The organism is Streptomyces flavidovirens DSM 40150 (assembly GCF_000429085.1).
GTDB lineage: Bacteria > Actinomycetota > Actinomycetes > Streptomycetales > Streptomycetaceae > Streptomyces > Streptomyces flavidovirens.
The window spans coordinates 189194-204290 of sequence record NZ_AUBE01000003.1; the positions used below are offsets into that span (position 1 = coordinate 189194).

At 71.1% G+C, this 15097-nt stretch carries 16 protein-coding genes; 7 read left to right on the forward strand and 9 right to left on the reverse strand.

All coding sequences use genetic code 11. The annotated features are described in order from the left end of the window. Nucleotides 1-36 precede the first annotated feature (36 nt). Complete coding sequence (gene panB, locus G412_RS0106130) at nucleotides 37-900, reverse strand: 3-methyl-2-oxobutanoate hydroxymethyltransferase (protein WP_028811293.1); 864 nt, start codon at nucleotides 898-900, stop codon at nucleotides 37-39. Nucleotides 901-1207: 307 nt separating this feature from the next. Between panB and G412_RS0106135 the strand changes: the two genes are divergently transcribed. Continuing rightward, the gene (locus G412_RS0106135) at nucleotides 1208-2230 is read left to right on the forward strand and encodes an endonuclease/exonuclease/phosphatase family protein (protein WP_028811294.1); all 1023 of its coding nucleotides are present in this window, start codon (nucleotides 1208-1210) and stop codon (nucleotides 2228-2230) included. Between the two features lie 136 nt (nucleotides 2231-2366). Further along, on the forward strand, nucleotides 2367-3596 hold the full coding sequence (locus tag G412_RS0106140; protein WP_037647882.1) for an MFS transporter: 1230 nt from the start codon (nucleotides 2367-2369) through the stop codon (nucleotides 3594-3596). 480 nt (nucleotides 3597-4076) lie between these two features. Here G412_RS0106140 and G412_RS0106145 read toward each other — a convergent pair whose 3' ends face one another. Beyond that, nucleotides 4077-5837 carry an NAD+ synthase gene (locus G412_RS0106145; RefSeq protein ID WP_028811296.1) on the reverse strand — a complete coding sequence of 587 codons (1761 nt, stop codon included), beginning with the start codon at nucleotides 5835-5837 and terminating at the stop codon, nucleotides 4077-4079. A 93-nt stretch (nucleotides 5838-5930) separates the two neighbouring features. After that, nucleotides 5931-6779: a DUF4190 domain-containing protein gene (locus tag G412_RS33495; RefSeq protein WP_037647883.1), complete on the reverse strand. Its 849-nt coding sequence runs from the start codon at nucleotides 6777-6779 to the stop codon at nucleotides 5931-5933. Nucleotides 6780-6972: 193 nt separating this feature from the next. Here G412_RS33495 and G412_RS0106155 point away from each other — a divergent pair, with 193 nt between their 5' ends. Both G412_RS0106155 and G412_RS0106160 read left to right on the forward strand, forming a co-directional pair. After that, nucleotides 6973-7659, forward strand: coding sequence for a DUF998 domain-containing protein (locus G412_RS0106155; protein WP_028811297.1), 687 nt, complete (start codon nucleotides 6973-6975; stop codon nucleotides 7657-7659). Next, nucleotides 7656-8582: an alpha/beta fold hydrolase gene (locus G412_RS0106160; protein ID WP_028811298.1), complete on the forward strand. Its 927-nt coding sequence runs from the start codon at nucleotides 7656-7658 to the stop codon at nucleotides 8580-8582. The genes G412_RS0106155 and G412_RS0106160 overlap by 4 nt, the downstream gene beginning before the upstream one ends. Here G412_RS0106160 and G412_RS0106165 read toward each other — a convergent pair. The 3 genes from G412_RS0106165 to G412_RS0106175 form a co-directional block, all read right to left on the reverse strand. After that, on the reverse strand, nucleotides 8551-9231 hold the full coding sequence (locus G412_RS0106165) for a DUF305 domain-containing protein (protein ID WP_028811299.1): 681 nt from the start codon (nucleotides 9229-9231) through the stop codon (nucleotides 8551-8553). The two genes, G412_RS0106160 and G412_RS0106165, sit on opposite strands and share 32 nt — an antisense overlap. Then, nucleotides 9231-9878, reverse strand: coding sequence for a DUF3105 domain-containing protein (locus tag G412_RS0106170; RefSeq protein ID WP_028811300.1), 648 nt, complete (start codon nucleotides 9876-9878; stop codon nucleotides 9231-9233). Before G412_RS0106170 ends, G412_RS0106165 begins: the two co-directional genes overlap by 1 nt. Nucleotides 9879-9947: 69 nt before the next feature. Next, nucleotides 9948-10337: a hypothetical protein gene (locus tag G412_RS0106175; RefSeq protein WP_028811301.1), complete on the reverse strand. Its 390-nt coding sequence runs from the start codon at nucleotides 10335-10337 to the stop codon at nucleotides 9948-9950. Between the two features lie 108 nt (nucleotides 10338-10445). On the opposite strand from G412_RS0106175, the gene G412_RS0106180 reads away from it, so the two are divergent. Continuing rightward, nucleotides 10446-11411: an LLM class F420-dependent oxidoreductase gene (locus tag G412_RS0106180; RefSeq protein WP_028811302.1), complete on the forward strand. Its 966-nt coding sequence runs from the start codon at nucleotides 10446-10448 to the stop codon at nucleotides 11409-11411. A 50-nt stretch (nucleotides 11412-11461) separates the two neighbouring features. Here G412_RS0106180 and G412_RS0106185 read toward each other — a convergent pair whose 3' ends face one another. Continuing rightward, nucleotides 11462-11851, reverse strand: a complete 390-nt coding sequence (locus G412_RS0106185; protein ID WP_028811303.1) for a VOC family protein — start codon at nucleotides 11849-11851, stop codon at nucleotides 11462-11464. A 222-nt stretch (nucleotides 11852-12073) separates the two neighbouring features. Here G412_RS0106185 and G412_RS0106190 point away from each other — a divergent pair, with 222 nt between their 5' ends. Further along, nucleotides 12074-12457 carry a hypothetical protein gene (locus G412_RS0106190; protein ID WP_028811304.1) on the forward strand — a complete coding sequence of 128 codons (384 nt, stop codon included), beginning with the start codon at nucleotides 12074-12076 and terminating at the stop codon, nucleotides 12455-12457. Further along, nucleotides 12454-12969 (forward strand): DUF6328 family protein, encoded by a 516-nt coding sequence (locus G412_RS0106195; protein WP_051338168.1) that lies wholly within the window; start codon nucleotides 12454-12456, stop codon nucleotides 12967-12969. Before G412_RS0106190 ends, G412_RS0106195 begins: the two co-directional genes overlap by 4 nt. A 52-nt stretch (nucleotides 12970-13021) precedes the next feature. Here G412_RS0106195 and G412_RS0106200 read toward each other — a convergent pair whose 3' ends face one another. Together G412_RS0106200 and G412_RS0106205 are read right to left on the reverse strand one after the other, a co-directional pair. Further along, complete coding sequence (locus G412_RS0106200) at nucleotides 13022-14554, reverse strand: DEAD/DEAH box helicase (RefSeq protein ID WP_028811306.1); 1533 nt, start codon at nucleotides 14552-14554, stop codon at nucleotides 13022-13024. 331 nt (nucleotides 14555-14885) lie between these two features. After that, nucleotides 14886-15089: a cold-shock protein gene (locus G412_RS0106205; protein WP_028811307.1), complete on the reverse strand. Its 204-nt coding sequence runs from the start codon at nucleotides 15087-15089 to the stop codon at nucleotides 14886-14888. Between the last annotated feature and the right edge of the window lie 8 nt (nucleotides 15090-15097).

Consider the following 15097-nt stretch of genomic DNA (forward strand, 5'->3'; position numbering starts at 1 on the left):
CTTTGGTCCGGACTGACGGACTACCGGACTGACGGACTAGTGGAAGGTGTGCTCCTCCTGCGGGAACGTTCCGCCGACGACGTCGCCGGCGAACGCCTTCGCCGCGTCCCCGAGGGTCTGCCGCAGGTTCGCGTACTGCTTGGTGAAGCGCGGCACCTTACCGCCCGTCAGACCCGCCATGTCGGTCCAGACGAGGACCTGCGCGTCCGTGTCGGGCCCCGCGCCGATGCCGACGGTCGGAATGTGCAGCGAGCGCGTCACCTCGGCGGCCAGCTCGGCCGGTACGAGTTCCAGCACGACCGCGAAGGCGCCCGCGTCCTGCGCCGCCTTCGCGTCCCGCAGCAGCTGGTGCGCGGCCTCGTCGCTGCGCCCCTGGACCCGGTAGCCCATGGTGTTGACGGACTGCGGCGTAAGGCCCAGGTGAGACATGACCGGAATGCCGGCCTTCACCAGCAGCTCGGTCTGGGCGTGCGAGCGCTCGCCGCCCTCCAGCTTCACCGCGCCCACGCCCGCGTCCTTGATCAGCCGGGTCGCGTTGCGCAGGGCCTGCACCGGGCCTTCCTGGTACGAGCCGAAGGGCAGGTCGCCGACGATGAGGGCGCGCCTGGTGCCCCGTACGACAGCGGCGGAGAGCAGCGTCATCTCGTCCATCGTGACGGGCACGGTGGTCTCGTAACCGAGGTGACAGTTGCCCATCGAGTCGCCGACGAGCATGACCGGAATCCCGGCCTCGTCAAAAACAGACGCGGTCATCGCGTCGTACGCGGTGAGCATGGGCCACTTCTCGCCCCGCTCCTTGGCGGCGGCGATGTCGTGGACGGTGATGCGGCGAGTGCCCTTGCCGCCGTACAGCGCCTTGCTGCTGTCGGCGGATGTCTTCTGGGCAGCCTGAAGCGTCATGACCAACGGCTCCTTCGAAATCTCGAGGCGCCCTGACGGCGTCCCCGGACCACGTCCATGGTGGCATCCCGGCGGTACCCACGGGAAGTGGGGACCCGCACCCGCGCGCAGGCACTGGCTGGTTTGTGCGCGTTTCGTCACAGGGTTCGGATGGCGCCCGCGAACCGGAACCCGTCGCGCCACCCTGTCGTCCTCGTGGCAGTACGGCCGTCGTGTTGCGGCGGCGGGGAAAGACACCGGCCATCCCCTAGGGTCAGACGGGGGGCAGGGCGGTGTGCACGGCAAGGCAGTCAGTGAGGGCAGCGGAATGGCGCAGGCGTACATGACGGACACGGGGCACGGCAGCTCAGGGCATGAGCGTCCCGGATCCCGGTTCCGGCGCCACCTCGGGAGCCTGCGTCACGATCGCGGGATCTGGCGGCGCGGCATCATCCTCGGCGTGTGTGCGGTCCTGCTCACACTGCTGATGGTCTTCCACGCGGAGATCCCCAACAAGGTCGGCAACCTCGGCAGCCTCACCGAAACCTTCCTGCCCTGGCTGGGCGTGGGCATCCTGCTGCTGCTGGCCGGCGCCGTGCTGCGGCGCTCGGCGACCGCGCTCGTCGCGCTGCTGCTGCCGGCCATGGTCTGGCTCAATCTCTTCGGCGGCCTGCTCACCGACAAGACGTCCCCCGGTGGCAACCTCACGGTCGCCACGCACAACGTCAACGCCGAAAACCCCGACCCCGAGGCAACGGCCCGCGAACTGGCCGATTCCGGTGCGGATGTCGTGGCGCTTCAGGAGCTGAAGGCGAGCGAGGTGCCGGCGTACGAGCGGGCGCTGTCCGACACGTACAAGTACCACTCGGTGCAGGGCACGGTCGGCCTGTGGAGCAAGTACCCCATGACGGACACGCGGCCCGTGGACATCAAGATGGGCTGGACCCGGGCTATGCGCTCGACGGTGACGACCCCGGAGGGCCAGGTCGCCTTCTACACTGCCCACCTCCCGTCGGTACGGGTCAAGGTCAACGCCGGCTTCACGGCCGGGCAGCGTGACGAAAGCGCCGACGCGCTGGGTGAGGCGATCGCCCGCGAGCCCGTCGGCAAGGTGGCCCTCCTCGGCGACCTGAACGGCACCATGAACGACCGGGCCCTGAACGCCGTCACCTCGCAGATGCGGTCCACGCAGGGTGCGGCGGGCGACGGCTTCGGCTTCAGCTGGCCCGCGTCGTTCCCGATGGCGCGGATCGACCAGATCATGGTGAAGGGGATCAAGCCGATGTCGTCGTGGGCGCTGCCGGAGACGGGCAGCGATCACCTTCCGATCGCGGCGCGGGTCGAGCTCTGACGGCCGCGGCCCGGCGCACACCCGGCCGCACGCCTCTCGCAACCCGGCGTTTACGCCGGGGAACATTTCGCCTGAGAGACTTTGTTCAGTACGGGAACGTACTCGCCCACGCCCCCTGCCACTGAAAAGGTTTTTCATGCCCAGGCCGCCCCGGCCCGTAGCTCTGTTCGCCCTCGCCGTCAGTGCCTTCGGCATCGGCACCACCGAGTTCGTGATGATGGTCCTGCTGCCCGATGTCGCGGACGACCTGGGCACCTCGGTGCCCACCGCCGGCCACCTCGTGTCGGCGTACGCCATCGGCGTGGTGATCGGCGCCCCGCTGCTCACCGCGCTCGGCTCGCGCATCCCGCGCAAGCGCATGCTGCTCCTGCTCATGGCCCTCTTCACGGTCGGCAACCTCGCCTCCGCCCTGGCCCCCGGTTTCGGCTGGCTGGTCGCGGGCCGGGTGCTCGCCGGGCTGCCACACGGGGCGTTCTTCGGGGTCGGCGCGGTGGTCGCGGCGCGGCTGGTCGCGGACGGGCGGCAGGCGCGGGCCGTCGCGACGATGTTCCTGGGCCTTACGGTCGCCAACATCGTCGGCGTACCGGCGGCGACGCTGCTCGGACAGCACCTCGGCTGGCGCGCGACGTTCCTGGTGGTGGCGGCGATCGGGCTGGTCGCCATGGCGGCGCTGGCCCGTCTGGTTCCGTACGTCCCGCTCGACGCGCGGCAGAGCGTACGCCGCGAACTGCGCACGCTCGGCAACCGTCAGGTACTGCTCGGGCTGCTTACGGCGGTCTTCGGCTTCGCCGGCGTCTTCGCGGTGTACTCCTACCTGGCCTCGATGACGACCGAGGTCATGGGCTTCGGCGAGTCCTCGGTGACGCTGGTCCTGGCCCTGTTCGGCATCGGCATGACGCTGGGCGCGCTGGCGGCGGGCCCGCTGACCGACCGCGCCCTGCGCCCCACGCTCTACGGCTCACTGGCCGTGCTCGCTGTCGTTCTGCTGGCGTTCAACTACACCGCGCATGTGCGGTGGGCGGCGCTGGCCACTGTGGTGGTGCTGGGTGCGGTCGGCTTCATGACCACGACGCCGCTTCAGATGCTGGTCATGAACAAGGCCAAGGAGGCGCCCACGCTGGCGTCGGCCTCCAACCACTCCGCGTTCAACCTCGCCAACGCGGGCGGCGCGTGGCTCGGCGGCATGGCGATCACGGCGGGCTGGGGCTGGATGTCTCCGACGCTGGTCGGCGCGGTGCTGGCGGCGGCAGGCCTCGCGATCGCGGTGACGGCGGGCCTCCTGGACCGGACGCCGGCGTCGTCCCGCTCCCGCGTGGTCGCCTCCGGCGCGGGAGCTCCGGAACGGGAGCGCGACACGGTGGCGTGACGGGGGCCTTTTCCCCACCCCGCCCCTTCCCGAACTGTGGCTCCGCCCCAGGCCCCGGTCCTCAAGCGCCGGACGGGCTGGATGCAGCCGGGGGTGCCGCCGGGGCTCCGCCCCGGACCCCGCTCCTCAAACGCCGGAGGGGCTGGAGGTGCCGGGAGCGGGGGAAGTGCCCGATGAGCGTGCTGCCGGGGCTCCGCCCGGGACCCGCTCCTCAAGCGCCGGAGGGGCTGGAGGTGCCGGGCAGGGGGGAGTTCTGCGGCCCTGGCCGCAGAACTCGGTCCGCCCTGGCGGCAACCAGTCAGCCCGCGCTGCGGTAACCATTCAGCCCGTCCGGCGTTTGAGGACACGCCCGTGGGGTGTCCGGGGGGCCTGGAGGGCTTGCCCCCGCGCGGCGGAGTCGCACATGTCACGGCCGGGAAGGGGCGGGGCGGGTCGGGGAACGCTCGCCGCAGGCGGCCCGCACCCCGCTCGCCCCCGGCGTCAGCCGAACTCGCGCCACCGGTTGGTGATCGGCAGCCGGCGGTCCTTGCCGAAGCCCTTCGCGGAGATCTTCGTGCCCGGCGGGTACTGCCGCCGCTTGTACTCCGCCGTGTCCACCATCCGCAGCGTCTTCGCGACCAGCGCCCGGTCGAAACCGGCGGCGACGATCGACTCCAGGCCCTGGTCCTTGTCGACGTACAGCTCCAGGATCCGGTCCAGGACGTCGTAGTCCGGCAGCGAGTCGGTGTCCACCTGCCCCGGCCGCAGCTCCGCGCTCGGCGGCTTGGAGATCGAGCTCTCCGGGATCGGCGGCGTCTGGCCCCGCTCCTCGGCCGCCTTGTTCCGCCACTTGGCGAGCGCGAAGATCCACGTCTTGTAGACGTCCTTGATCGGCCCGTACGCACCGACCGAGTCGCCGTACAGGGTCGAGTACCCCACCGCCAGCTCGGACTTGTTGCCCGGCGCGAGCACGATCTGGCCCTCCTGGTTGGAAATGGCCATCAGCGTCGTGCCGCGCAGCCGCGACTGCAGGTTCTCCTCGGCGAGCCCGGTCAGGCCGAGCGAGTCCATGTACGCGTCGAACATCGGCTCGATCGCGACGGTCCGGTAGTTCAGCCCGGTACGCCGTGCCAGCTCCGCCGCGTCGCCCTTGGAGTGGTCCGAGGAGTACTTCGACGGCATGGACACGCCGTACACGTTCTGCGCACCCAGCGCGTCGCACGCGATCGCGGCCACGAGCGCCGAGTCGATGCCCCCGGAGAGCCCGATCAGGACCTTGCTGAAACCATTCTTGGCGGCGTACGCGCGAAGTCCCACGACCAGGGCCGAGTACACCTCCTCCTCGTCCTCCAGGCGCTCCGCGTAACCGCCCGTCAGCTCGGGCTCGTACGCCGGCACCGGCTCCTCCGAGAGGATCACGCGGTCGATGTGGAGGCCGTCGTCGACGATTCCGGCCGGAGCTTCCCCGCTCGGCGCCGCTGCCGGCAGGTCCAGGTCGAGCAGCATGCTGCCCTCCGAGAACTGGGGGGCGCGCGCGATGACTTCGCCGTCCTTGTCGCAGACGATCGAGTCGCCGTCGTAGACCAGTTCGTCCTGGCCGCCGATCATCGCGACGTACGCCGTCGTGCAGCCCGCCTCCTGGGCGCGCTTGCGGACCAGTTCCAGCCGGCTGTCGTCTTTGTGGACCTCGTACGGCGAGGCGTTGATGGAGAGGAGCAAGCCCGCCCCGGCGGACCGGGTGGCCGGCACGCGGCCGCCGTCCTGCCAGAGGTCCTCGCAGATGGCGAGGGCGACATCGACGCCGTGCACCCGGATGACGGGCATCGAGTCGCCCGGCACGAAGTACCGGAATTCGTCGAAAACGCCGTAATTCGGGAGGTGGTGCTTGGCGAAGGACAGCGCGACCTTGCCGCGGTGCAGCACGGCGGCGGCGTCCTGCGGGGACCCGGCCGGCTGGCCGTAGCGCGGCTGGGCCTTCTCGCAGCGGTCGAGATAGCCGACGACGACCGGGATCTCCCCGAAGCCCTCCTTTTCGAGGCGCACCGCGAGCGCGCGCACGGCGTCGCGGGAGGCCTCGACGAAGGACGACCGCAGCGCGAGGTCCTCGACGGGGTAACCGGTCAGCGCCATCTCGGGGAACGCCACGAGGTGGGCGCCCTGCTCGGCGGCGTGCCGGGTCCAGTGGACGATCGATTCGGCGTTGCCGGCGAGGTCGCCGACGGTCGAGTCGATCTGATTCAGAGCGAGGCGTAGTTGAGGCACGCGCCCCAGTCTAATCGTCTGTCTGACGCGATGCCCTGGGGGATCCGGCACCGGCCGCCCGGATCACGTGGCCGCCCGGATCACTTGGCCGGATCACTTGGCCGGGCGGATCCAGATGGTGTCGTCGTACTCCATCAGGTCCGGGCTGAACTCGACCCGTATCCGGTCGGCCGCGTCGGGCGGCAGGGAGTAGGCGTACTTCCCGACGGACCGCTTGCCGGGCAGGAGGTTGCCGGTAAGGACCTTCTGGCGGCCGCTGCCGTCGATCAGCAGCTCCGCGTCGGCCCCGTCGGCGTCGCGGACGTTCGGCAGGCCCGTCTTGAAATCGACCGCCTTTTTGCCGTCGTTGACGGCGATGACCGTCACCTGGAGCGCTTTGTTGCCTTTCGCGTGCCCCATGGCGAAGTCGTCCGGCACGAACGGCTCCGGCTCGGAGATCGTGATCTTCAAGCCGTTCTCGTACGTGTACGTCTCGCCGAAGGTCAGGTTCCTGGCCTCCTCCGCCGCGGCCGACGCCGAGGCCTGCGCCGACGCGGACGCCTCCGCCGACGCCTCCGCGGCCTCCATCGCCTCGTTCTCCTCCCGGATGTAGTCGGCGAACACCGTGACCCTCGAGACGGTGAACACTCCGCCGCCGACGGCGAGCAGGAGACCGACGACGCCGAGGACCATGCCGGTGAGTGCCATGCCCCTGTTGGTCGCCATGCCCTTGCGTACGTGGCCGAGCCCGACGATGCCGAAGATCAGCGCCAGCAGGGCGGGCAGCCAGGACATCCAGAACAGGAACACCATGAGGCCGAGGACGACACCGGATATGCCGAGCACCAGGGCCGTGACACCCATGCCGTTACGGGGCTGCGCCGGCGGAGGCGGGGGCGCCTGGAAGCCGGTCGGAGGCGAGCCCCAGGGGCTCTGGTCGGCGGGCGGGGCGGGCAGGGTCATCCGACGTCCTTCAGGCGTGGCGAACGAGAGTTCGACGAGATTAGCAGCGAGGCTTGTCGGGCTCATTGCCTCTGTCCGGGGCAGGTCCCGCGACAGATCCCGTGGCAGGCCCCACGGCGCGTCCCCGAGCCACCGGTACCGGCCCATCCCGGTCGCCGCCGGGCCGTAATTCCGAAGTAACGTTCATCTCACTATGCCCACTGCGTCCCTCCGCGGCACCCGGCCCATCGCCGTCCTCCTCGCGCTCGGCGCCACCGTGTACACCGCCTGGGTACTCGAAGCGGTCCTGGCGACCGGCCTCGACCCCCTGCGCACGTACGTCAGCGAACTGGCCGCAGCCGACCAGCCGTTCGGCGGCCTCTTCCGGGTCACCGACCTCGTCGCGGGTCTGCTGATCCTCGCGGGCGCGCTCTGGGTCTGCGTCAGGTACCGCCCGCGCGGCCTGTGGGACGTCACCGGCTGGGCGGCCCTCGCCGTCTTCGGCGCCGCGACCGCCGCCGACTCCCGGCTGCCGCTGAGCTGCGCGCCGACCGCGGACGCGGGCTGCGCGGTCCGCGAGGCGGCCGGGTTCGTCCCGGCCACCCATGCGGCGCACGCGTGGAGCAGCAGCATCGCGTCGACCGCGGCGGTCGTCGCCGTCGTGGCACTCACCGTCGCGGCCCGCCGCCACGGCCGCCCCTCACCCCTCGCCCGTTCGGGGCCGGCCCTCGCGGCGGCCGAACTGGCGGCCACCGTCTGGACCCTGTCGTCCATCGCCGCCTTCGAGGCCGGAAACGGCCTGTGGCTTCTGGGCGCCGGACAGCGGCTCCAGGTCCTCTTCGCGGCGGTCTGGCTCGTCGTGCTCGCGTGGTCGATCGCACGCGAGAAGCTGTACGAGTGACCTCGACGGGGAGTTTCATCAGGATCGGCGGTACGGCGCACCACGTGGTCGTCGAAGGCAGCGGCCCGGTGTGCGTGCTGAGCGCCGGCCTCGGCATGAGCTGGTTCGACTGGGACCCCGTAGTGCCGCTGCTCGCACCCTTTCGCACGGTCGTACGGTTCGACCGCCCCGGCCACGGCCTGAGCGCCCCCGCCCCCACCGCCACGCCCCCCACCGCCGCCGGCGAAGCGCACCGCATCGCCGCGATCCTCGACGCGCTGTCCCTGGACGGCGAAGGTGATCACCGCCCGGCCACCGTCGTCGGACACTCCGTCGCGGGGTTCCACGCGGAGGCGTTCGCCCGCCTGTATCCGGCCCGTACGGCCTCCGTCGTGCTCCTCGACTCCAGCGTCGAGGAGCACGCCCGCAGGCCCGCCGCCCCCGCCCTGCGCACCGCGCTGACGCGAGTCCTCGGCACGGCGCTGAGTGCCGCCGGGGCCCCGGCGGCACTCGGGCCGCTCGCGCGCCGCGCGGTGGTGCGGGCCGGCAGCGCGGACCCGGCGGGCAGCGGCGGCGACCCGGCCCCGGCCGCGCTCGTACGCCGCTGCTACCGCACCTCCCGCGTCCTGCGCGGGGCGCTCCGGGAGAACACCCACTACCGCGCGGTCGCCGCCGGACTCCTCGCCCTGCGCGACCGCTTCCCGCTGCCCGACGGCGTCCCGGTCACGGTCCTCGCGGCGTACGACGGCAGAGGCGGACGCGGTTCGACACGCTGGCTGGAGCGTCAGCGCGGCCTCGCGAGCAGCCTCGGCGCCCGCTTCGAAGTCGCCGAGCCCTGCGGCCACTTGGTGATGCTGGACCGCCCGGACGCGGTGGTCCGGGCGGTCCTGGCGGCCGGACGGGCGGCCCCGGTCAGGGACGGGGCGCCGCGCCCCGCGCCTTGAGCAGGTCGGCCATCAGCGCCAGCTCCGACTCCTGGGCGTCGACCATGCCCTGGGCCAGCGACCGCTCCGTGCCGACTTCGCAGCGGTCGGCGCAGCCCCGGGCCATCGTGACGCCGCCCTTGTGGTGGTCGGTCATCAGCTGGAGGTAGAGGATCTCCGCCTGCTTGCCGTCCGCCTCGCGGAGCTTCGCCAGCTCGGCCCTGGTCGCCATGCCGGGCATGAGCGACCCGTCACGCACCTCGTGCGCCCCGTGCGACCCGTGCCCGCCCTGCTCCGGGCCGCCCTTGGCCATCCAGGCCATCGGCTCGTCCGAGGAGACCTTCGGCAGACCCCACAGGTCCAGCCAGCCGAGCATCATGCCCCGCTGGTTCGCCTGCGTGTTGGCGATGTCGTACGCCAGCCTGCGCACCTCTTCGTCCTTCGTGCGGTCGCGCACGATGAACGACATCTCCACCGCCTGCTGGTGATGCACCGACATGTCCCGTGCGAAGCCCGCGTCCGCGGAATCCTCGCCAGGCGTACGGGCCGCAGCGGAACCGCCACTGCCACCGCCCTCGTTCCCGTTCCCGGCGGCGACCGTGACAGCCCCCGCCGCGAAGAGCATTGCCAGCACCACTGCGGTGACGGCTGCCCAGTACGTACGGGTCATCACTGAGCCATTCCACCCGTGCACGCCGCACCGGGCTCGGGCGTCTGCGGCCCCTGCACGTACTTCGTGAAGAACTGGTCGACCCGCGGGTCCGTGGCGCTGTCCACGGTCACCTGCTTGCCCCACGCGCTGAGCATGAGCGCACCGGCCTGGTCCTTGACCGGGCTCATCAGCGAATACGGGGTCTTGCCGACCTTCTCGGCGAGCTTCTTGACGTCGGCGTCGGACGCCTTGTCGTTGTACGTCACCCACACCGCGCCGTGCTCCAGCGAGTGCACCGCGTTGACCTTGGGGATTTCCTTCTTGTAGACGTCCCCCTCGCAGTTCATCCAGACCTGCGAGTGGTCGCCGCCCACCGGCGGCGTCATCGGGTAGGAGACGTCCTTGGTCACGTGGTTGCGCCCGAGCTTCTTGGCGTCCCAGGACTTCTCGCTCTTCACGGGCGCTTTGGCCTGGGCGACCTTCTGTTCCTTCTTCTCCGACTCCTGGAGGAAGACGTACGAGCCGAATCCGACCAGGCCGGCCACGACGACCGCGCTGACGCTGATCGTGATGATCCGGTTTCTGCGCTCGCGCGACTGCTCGGCGCGGCGCATCTCCTCTATTCGGGCCTTGCGCGACGCGTTGGCGGTCTTGTTGGAAGCCATGGTGTAAGTCCTTCGCCTGCTGAGAGGGGGGTGGGGAAAAGCGGAGAGTCCCGGCTGCGGGCGGCCCGGCTACGTCCGCATCACCTGAAGGACATGGCGCCCCGGCGCACGGGGAAGCGCCCCGGCGGCGCGCGCCGGATCAGCGCCGGCGGGGGGTGCGGAGTACTGCGGCTCGGCGGTCACCGGCGTGGCCGGCGGCGGCGCGGTGAGCACGGCGGGGGACAGGTGCGGGAAGGCGCCGCAGTGCTGGGAGTCGTACGGGCAGATGTACGCGGGCCCGTGCTGCGCGGGAGCGGCGGCCGGCGCGGCGGCGACGGGCCCGTGCTCCTCGCGGGGCTCGGAACCGGCACCCAGACAGAAGAAGAGCGCGGCGAGCAGCGTCGCCACGGCGCTCAGCAGCGCCGTGGGACGTGTGGTGCGCCCAGTGCGCCCGGTGCGGGATTGCCGCCGTCCCCCCATGGGCGGAAATCGTAGTGTGCGGCGGCGCTCCGTACGCCCTGCGGGCCGCATCCGTCGCATCCGGTGGGGCGGATGTTTTGTGCCCCGGCGATCGGCAACCCGTCCGTCATGGTGCAAATCGGATACACGATGATGACTGAGCAGGCCGGTCCCCGCGACCTCGTCGACCATGTGGTCGCCGCGGAGAGGGCCGGCTTCGACTTCTCCGTGACCTCGGACCACTACTTCCCGTGGCTGGTTGAACAGGGGCACGCCCCGTACGCGTGGAGCGTCCTCGGCGCGGCGGCCCAGGCAACCTCCCGCATCCCCCTGATGACGTACGTGACCTGCCCGACCGTTCGCTACCACCCCGCCGTCGTCGCCCAGAAGGCCGCGACCACGCAGTTGCTCGCCGAGGGCCGGTTCCGGCTCGGCCTCGGCTCCGGCGAGAACCTCAACGAGCACGTCGTCGGTGCGGGCTGGCCTGCCGCACACGTCCGCCTGGAGATGCTGGAGGAGGCCGTGGAGATCATCCGCGCGCTGTTCGCCGGCGGCGACGTGAGCCACCACGGCACGCACTACGACGTCGAGAACGCCCGGCTCTGGGACCTGCCCGACCGGCTTCCGCCGATCGGCATCGCCGTCTCCGGCGAGCGGTCCTGCGAGCTCGCGGGCCGCCTCGGCGACCTGGTCATCGCCACCGAACCCAAGAGCGAACTCCTGGACGCCTTCGACCGCCACGGCGGCAACGGAAAGCCGCGGATCGGGCAGTTGCCCGTCTGCTTCGACACCGACCGGGACGCGGCGGTCCAGCGGGCACACGAGCAGTTCCGCTGGTTCGGCGGCGGCTGGAAGGTCAACGCCGAGCTGCCCGGGCCCGCCGGATTCGCGGGGGCCACCCAGTTCGTACGGCCCGAGGACGTCGCCGACTCCATTCCGTGCGGCTCGGACGTCGAGACGTTCGTCGAGGCGGTACGGCCGTACGCCGAGGCGGGCTTCACGGAGATCGCCCTGGTGCAGGTCGGCGGCGAGCACCAGCTGCCGTTCATCGACTGGGCGGAGAAGGAGCTGCTGCCCGCGCTGCGCGAACTCTGAACCGGCGCCCGGCGGCCGCCCCCGAAGTCCCCGGCGGCCGCCCCTCCGGGTCAGCGCGGAGCGAACCTGTGGGCCAGCGTGAAGGAGTGCCCGGCCGGATCGGAGTACACGCGTTCGTCGCGCGGTCCGCTGTTGTTCTTCGTGTCCACGGGCCGCGCGCCGAGGCTCACGGCCTCGCGCTCCGCCTCGTCCATATCGCCGCGCTCCACCAGAATGCGCAGGTGGGCCTGTTGCGAGTCGTCCGGACGCGGCCAGCTGGGCGGCGCGTAACCGTGGTCCCTTCGTACCGCCAGAAAGACGCCCTGCCCGCCCAAGACCTCGACGAAGTCCGGGTTGGTCCCCACCCGGACCTCCGCGTCGAGCAGGCCGGCGTAGAACTCCGCCAGCACCTCGGGTTCGGCGCAGTCCAGGACCAGAACGCTCTGTTTCGCGACAGTCATGTGCTCTCCCCAGTATCCGCAGCGGGCCGGACGGCCCATGAATCGCGTACCCAGCGGGTGCGACGGCACACGGACCGTCACGGAGCGCGCCCGGCCGATGGCATGAGCCGATGGCATTACGGCCGGGGGAGCGGGTACACGCTGCTCGCCGTCTCCGGTCGCGCTCGCGATCCCGGCGGGTGAGCCTGGGGATCGGCGACGACGAGAGAAAGAAGCCTCACAGTGAACAGCACGGAACACCCCGGCACGCAGGTCCTGGTGGAACTCACGGGCAGCTCCAAGGAGGACGCCAACGCCGTCTTCGGCGCGCTGTGCACCGCCTTCGAGTCGGACCGCAAGGCCGACGAGGAACTGCACAACGGCATGAACGGTCGCCCGATGGTGTGGAGTGCGACGTACGACGTGTTCGAGGTCCGGGAGCAGGCCGCTCCGGCACGCCTTTCGGCGCCCGTGACCGTCACGCTCCAGGGCGGCTACCGCGCGGTGGACCGGGTACGTGAGCAGCTCCAGTCGGCCTTCGCGGTGCGCGAGGAGGGTTCGGCCTCCGGCGACCAGGAGAAGGAGCTCCAGCTGCGCCTGGAGAGCGGGCCCGGGACATCGCCATGACGGACGGGGGCGGGACGGGCGAGCAACCGGAGACCGACCTGCGCCGGGGCCGCCACGAGACCGAGGAAGAGCGGGCGGACCGGCTCTGGGTGGAGCTGCTCCAGGAAGTGCGGGTCGCGCAGACCGGCGTACAGATCCTCTTCGGCTTCCTGCTGACCGTCGTCTTCCAGCCGCGTTTCACCGATCTGTCCCCGACCGACAAGGACATCTACGTCGTCACGGTCGTGCTGGGGGCGGCGACGGTGGGCGCGCTCGTCGGCCCCGTGTCCTTCCACCGCCTGGTCACCGGACGCCGGATCAAGCCGCAGACCGTCCTGTGGGCGTCGAGGCTGACCGTCGTCGGACTGGTGCTGATGCTCGGCACGATGGCGTCCGCGCTGCTGCTGATCCTGCGCGTGGCGATGCATGACGCCACCGCGCTGTGGCTGGTCGGCGGCCTGGTGCTGTGGGTTGTCCTGTGCTGGTTCGTGCTGCCCGTCTGGGCCCGGTACGCCAGTGCGGGCAGGCACTGACCGAAGCCAATCCCTGCCCGCACCTGGTACGAATCCTGCCGTGCTGCCGTGCTTACGCGGCGCCGCCGCGGCTGCTGCCCGCGCTGTTGCCGCTGCTGCCGCCGTAGGACCGGCGGCGCGCCTGCGCCGGAGCGCTGCGGCGCCCGCGCTGCGAGGACGCGCTGCGCGCCGGGCGCTCCCTGACCGGCGACGAGATGGTGACGGGCACGCCCGAGGGCGCCTGCGCACCGGTGATGCGGGTCAGCTCGGCGTCGCCGGAGCGGACCTGGGCCGTCTGCGGGGTGATGCCCGCGGCCTGCATCAGGCGGGACATCTCGCGGCGCTGGTTGGGCTGCACCAGGGTGACGACGCTGCCGGACTCGCCCGCGCGAGCGGTACGGCCGCCGCGGTGCAGGTAGTCCTTGTGGTCGGTCGGCGGGTCGACGTTGACGACGAGGTCGAGGTTGTCGACGTGGATGCCGCGGGCGGCGACGTTGGTCGCCACCAGCACGGTCACGTGGCCGCTCTTGAACTGGTCGAGCGTGCGCGTGCGCTGCGGCTGCGACTTCCCGCCGTGCAGCGCGGCCGCCCGTACACCACTGGCCAGCAGGTCCCGGGTCAGCCGGTCGACCGCGTGCTTGGTGTCCAGGAACATGATCACCTTGCCGTCGCGGGCGGCAATCTCGGTGGCCGTGGCCTGCTTGTCGGCGGGGTGGACGTGCAGCAGGTGGTGCTCCATCGTCGTCACCGCGCCCTGCGCGGCGTCGACCGAGTGCACCACCGGGTCGGTCAGGTAGTTGCGTACCAGCTTGTCTACATTGCGGTCCAGGGTGGCCGAGAACAGCATCGTCTGGCCCTCGGGCGCGACCTGCTGGAGCAGCTCGGTGACCTGCGGCATGAAGCCCATGTCGGTCATCTGGTCGGCCTCGTCCAGCACCGTGATCTTCACCTGGTCCAGGCGGCAGTCACGGCGGTCGATGAGGTCCTTCAGCCGGCCCGGAGTCGCCACGACGACCTCGGCGCCGGTGCGCAGCGCGCCGGCCTGGCGGCCGATCGACATACCGCCGACGACCGTGGCGACGCGCAGCCGCACGGCGCGGGCGTACGGCGTGAGGGCGTCGGTGACCTGCTGGGCCAGCTCACGGGTCGGTACGAGCACCAGGGCCAGCGGCTGACGCGGCTCGGCGCGCTTTCCGGCCGTCCTGGCCAGCAGCGCGAGCCCGAAGGCGAGGGTCTTGCCGGAGCCGGTGCGTCCGCGGCCCAGGACATCGCGGCCGGTCAGCGTGTTCGGCAGGGTGGCGGCCTGGATCGGGAACGGCGTGGTCACGCCCTGCGCGGTGAGCGCCGCCAGCAGGGGCGCGGGCATGTCCAGCTCGTCGAAGGCCTCGACCGCGGGCAGCGCCGGCGTGACGCTGACCGGAAGGGCGAATTCACCCTGCGGCGCGGAGGAGCGGCGCTGGGGGGAGCGGCCGGAGGAGCCGGAGGAGCGGTTGGGCGCCGCGGGGCGGAAGCGCTCGCCGCGGTCGCTGGTGCGGCCGGCGTAGTTGCCGCCGGCGCGGGTACGGGAAAATCGTTCACGGTCGTTCGAACGTGCTGCGCGGTTCATCTGAACCCTCCTCGATGGGCACGTATCGAGGAATTCCGGGCAGCAGTGACCGAGTGAGTGACTGCCGCAAGAAATCGCAAGAACGAGCCGGTAATTAAAAAGCCGAAATGAAGCCGGTGAAAAGGTTTGAATCTCTTTTGGCCGGGAGCTTCGAAGTGGCTGCAGTGCCGCACAAAGAAAGTGCGGACGTGGCGGGGCGACGAGAATCGTGGCCGACCGCTCATGAGTCGGTCGCGCGATAGGGGCGACCGAGTCGGGGCAACGATTCAAAGCAACGAGACGGGGCCCGCACCCTCAGGTGCGGGCCCCGACCGTGTAGTACGCGTCAGCGTCAGGCGGGAACGATGTTCTCGGCCTGCGGGCCCTTCTGGCCCTGCGTGACGTCGAAGGTCACCTTCTGGCCTTCCTGAAGCTCACGGAAGCCCTGGGTGGCGATGTTGGAGTAGTGGGCGAAGACGTCAGCGCCGCCACCCTCCTGCTCGATGAAGCCGAAACCCTTTTCGGCGTTGAACCACTTCACGGTGCCAGAAGCCATGTCATTCT

Coding starts and splice junctions, on each gene's coding strand:
- G412_RS0106170 (WP_028811300.1), bottom strand. CDS start 9,878: ATGGCTTCCAACAAGACCGCCAACGCGTCGCGCAAGGCCCGAATAGAG.
- G412_RS0106135 (WP_028811294.1), top strand. CDS start 1,208: ATGGCGCAGGCGTACATGACGGACACGGGGCACGGCAGCTCAGGGCAT.
- G412_RS0106165 (WP_028811299.1), bottom strand. CDS start 9,231: ATGACCCGTACGTACTGGGCAGCCGTCACCGCAGTGGTGCTGGCAATG.
- G412_RS0106195 (WP_051338168.1), top strand. CDS start 12,454: ATGACGGACGGGGGCGGGACGGGCGAGCAACCGGAGACCGACCTGCGC.
- G412_RS0106180 (WP_028811302.1), top strand. CDS start 10,446: ATGGTGCAAATCGGATACACGATGATGACTGAGCAGGCCGGTCCCCGC.
- G412_RS0106155 (WP_028811297.1), top strand. CDS start 6,973: ATGCCCACTGCGTCCCTCCGCGGCACCCGGCCCATCGCCGTCCTCCTC.
- G412_RS0106185 (WP_028811303.1), bottom strand. CDS start 11,851: ATGACTGTCGCGAAACAGAGCGTTCTGGTCCTGGACTGCGCCGAACCC.
- G412_RS0106175 (WP_028811301.1), bottom strand. CDS start 10,337: ATGGGGGGACGGCGGCAATCCCGCACCGGGCGCACTGGGCGCACCACA.
- G412_RS0106140 (WP_037647882.1), top strand. CDS start 2,367: ATGCCCAGGCCGCCCCGGCCCGTAGCTCTGTTCGCCCTCGCCGTCAGT.
- G412_RS0106205 (WP_028811307.1), bottom strand. CDS start 15,089: ATGGCTTCTGGCACCGTGAAGTGGTTCAACGCCGAAAAGGGTTTCGGC.
- G412_RS33495 (WP_037647883.1), bottom strand. CDS start 6,779: ATGACCCTGCCCGCCCCGCCCGCCGACCAGAGCCCCTGGGGCTCGCCT.
- panB (WP_028811293.1), bottom strand. CDS start 900: ATGACGCTTCAGGCTGCCCAGAAGACATCCGCCGACAGCAGCAAGGCG.
- G412_RS0106200 (WP_028811306.1), bottom strand. CDS start 14,554: ATGAACCGCGCAGCACGTTCGAACGACCGTGAACGATTTTCCCGTACC.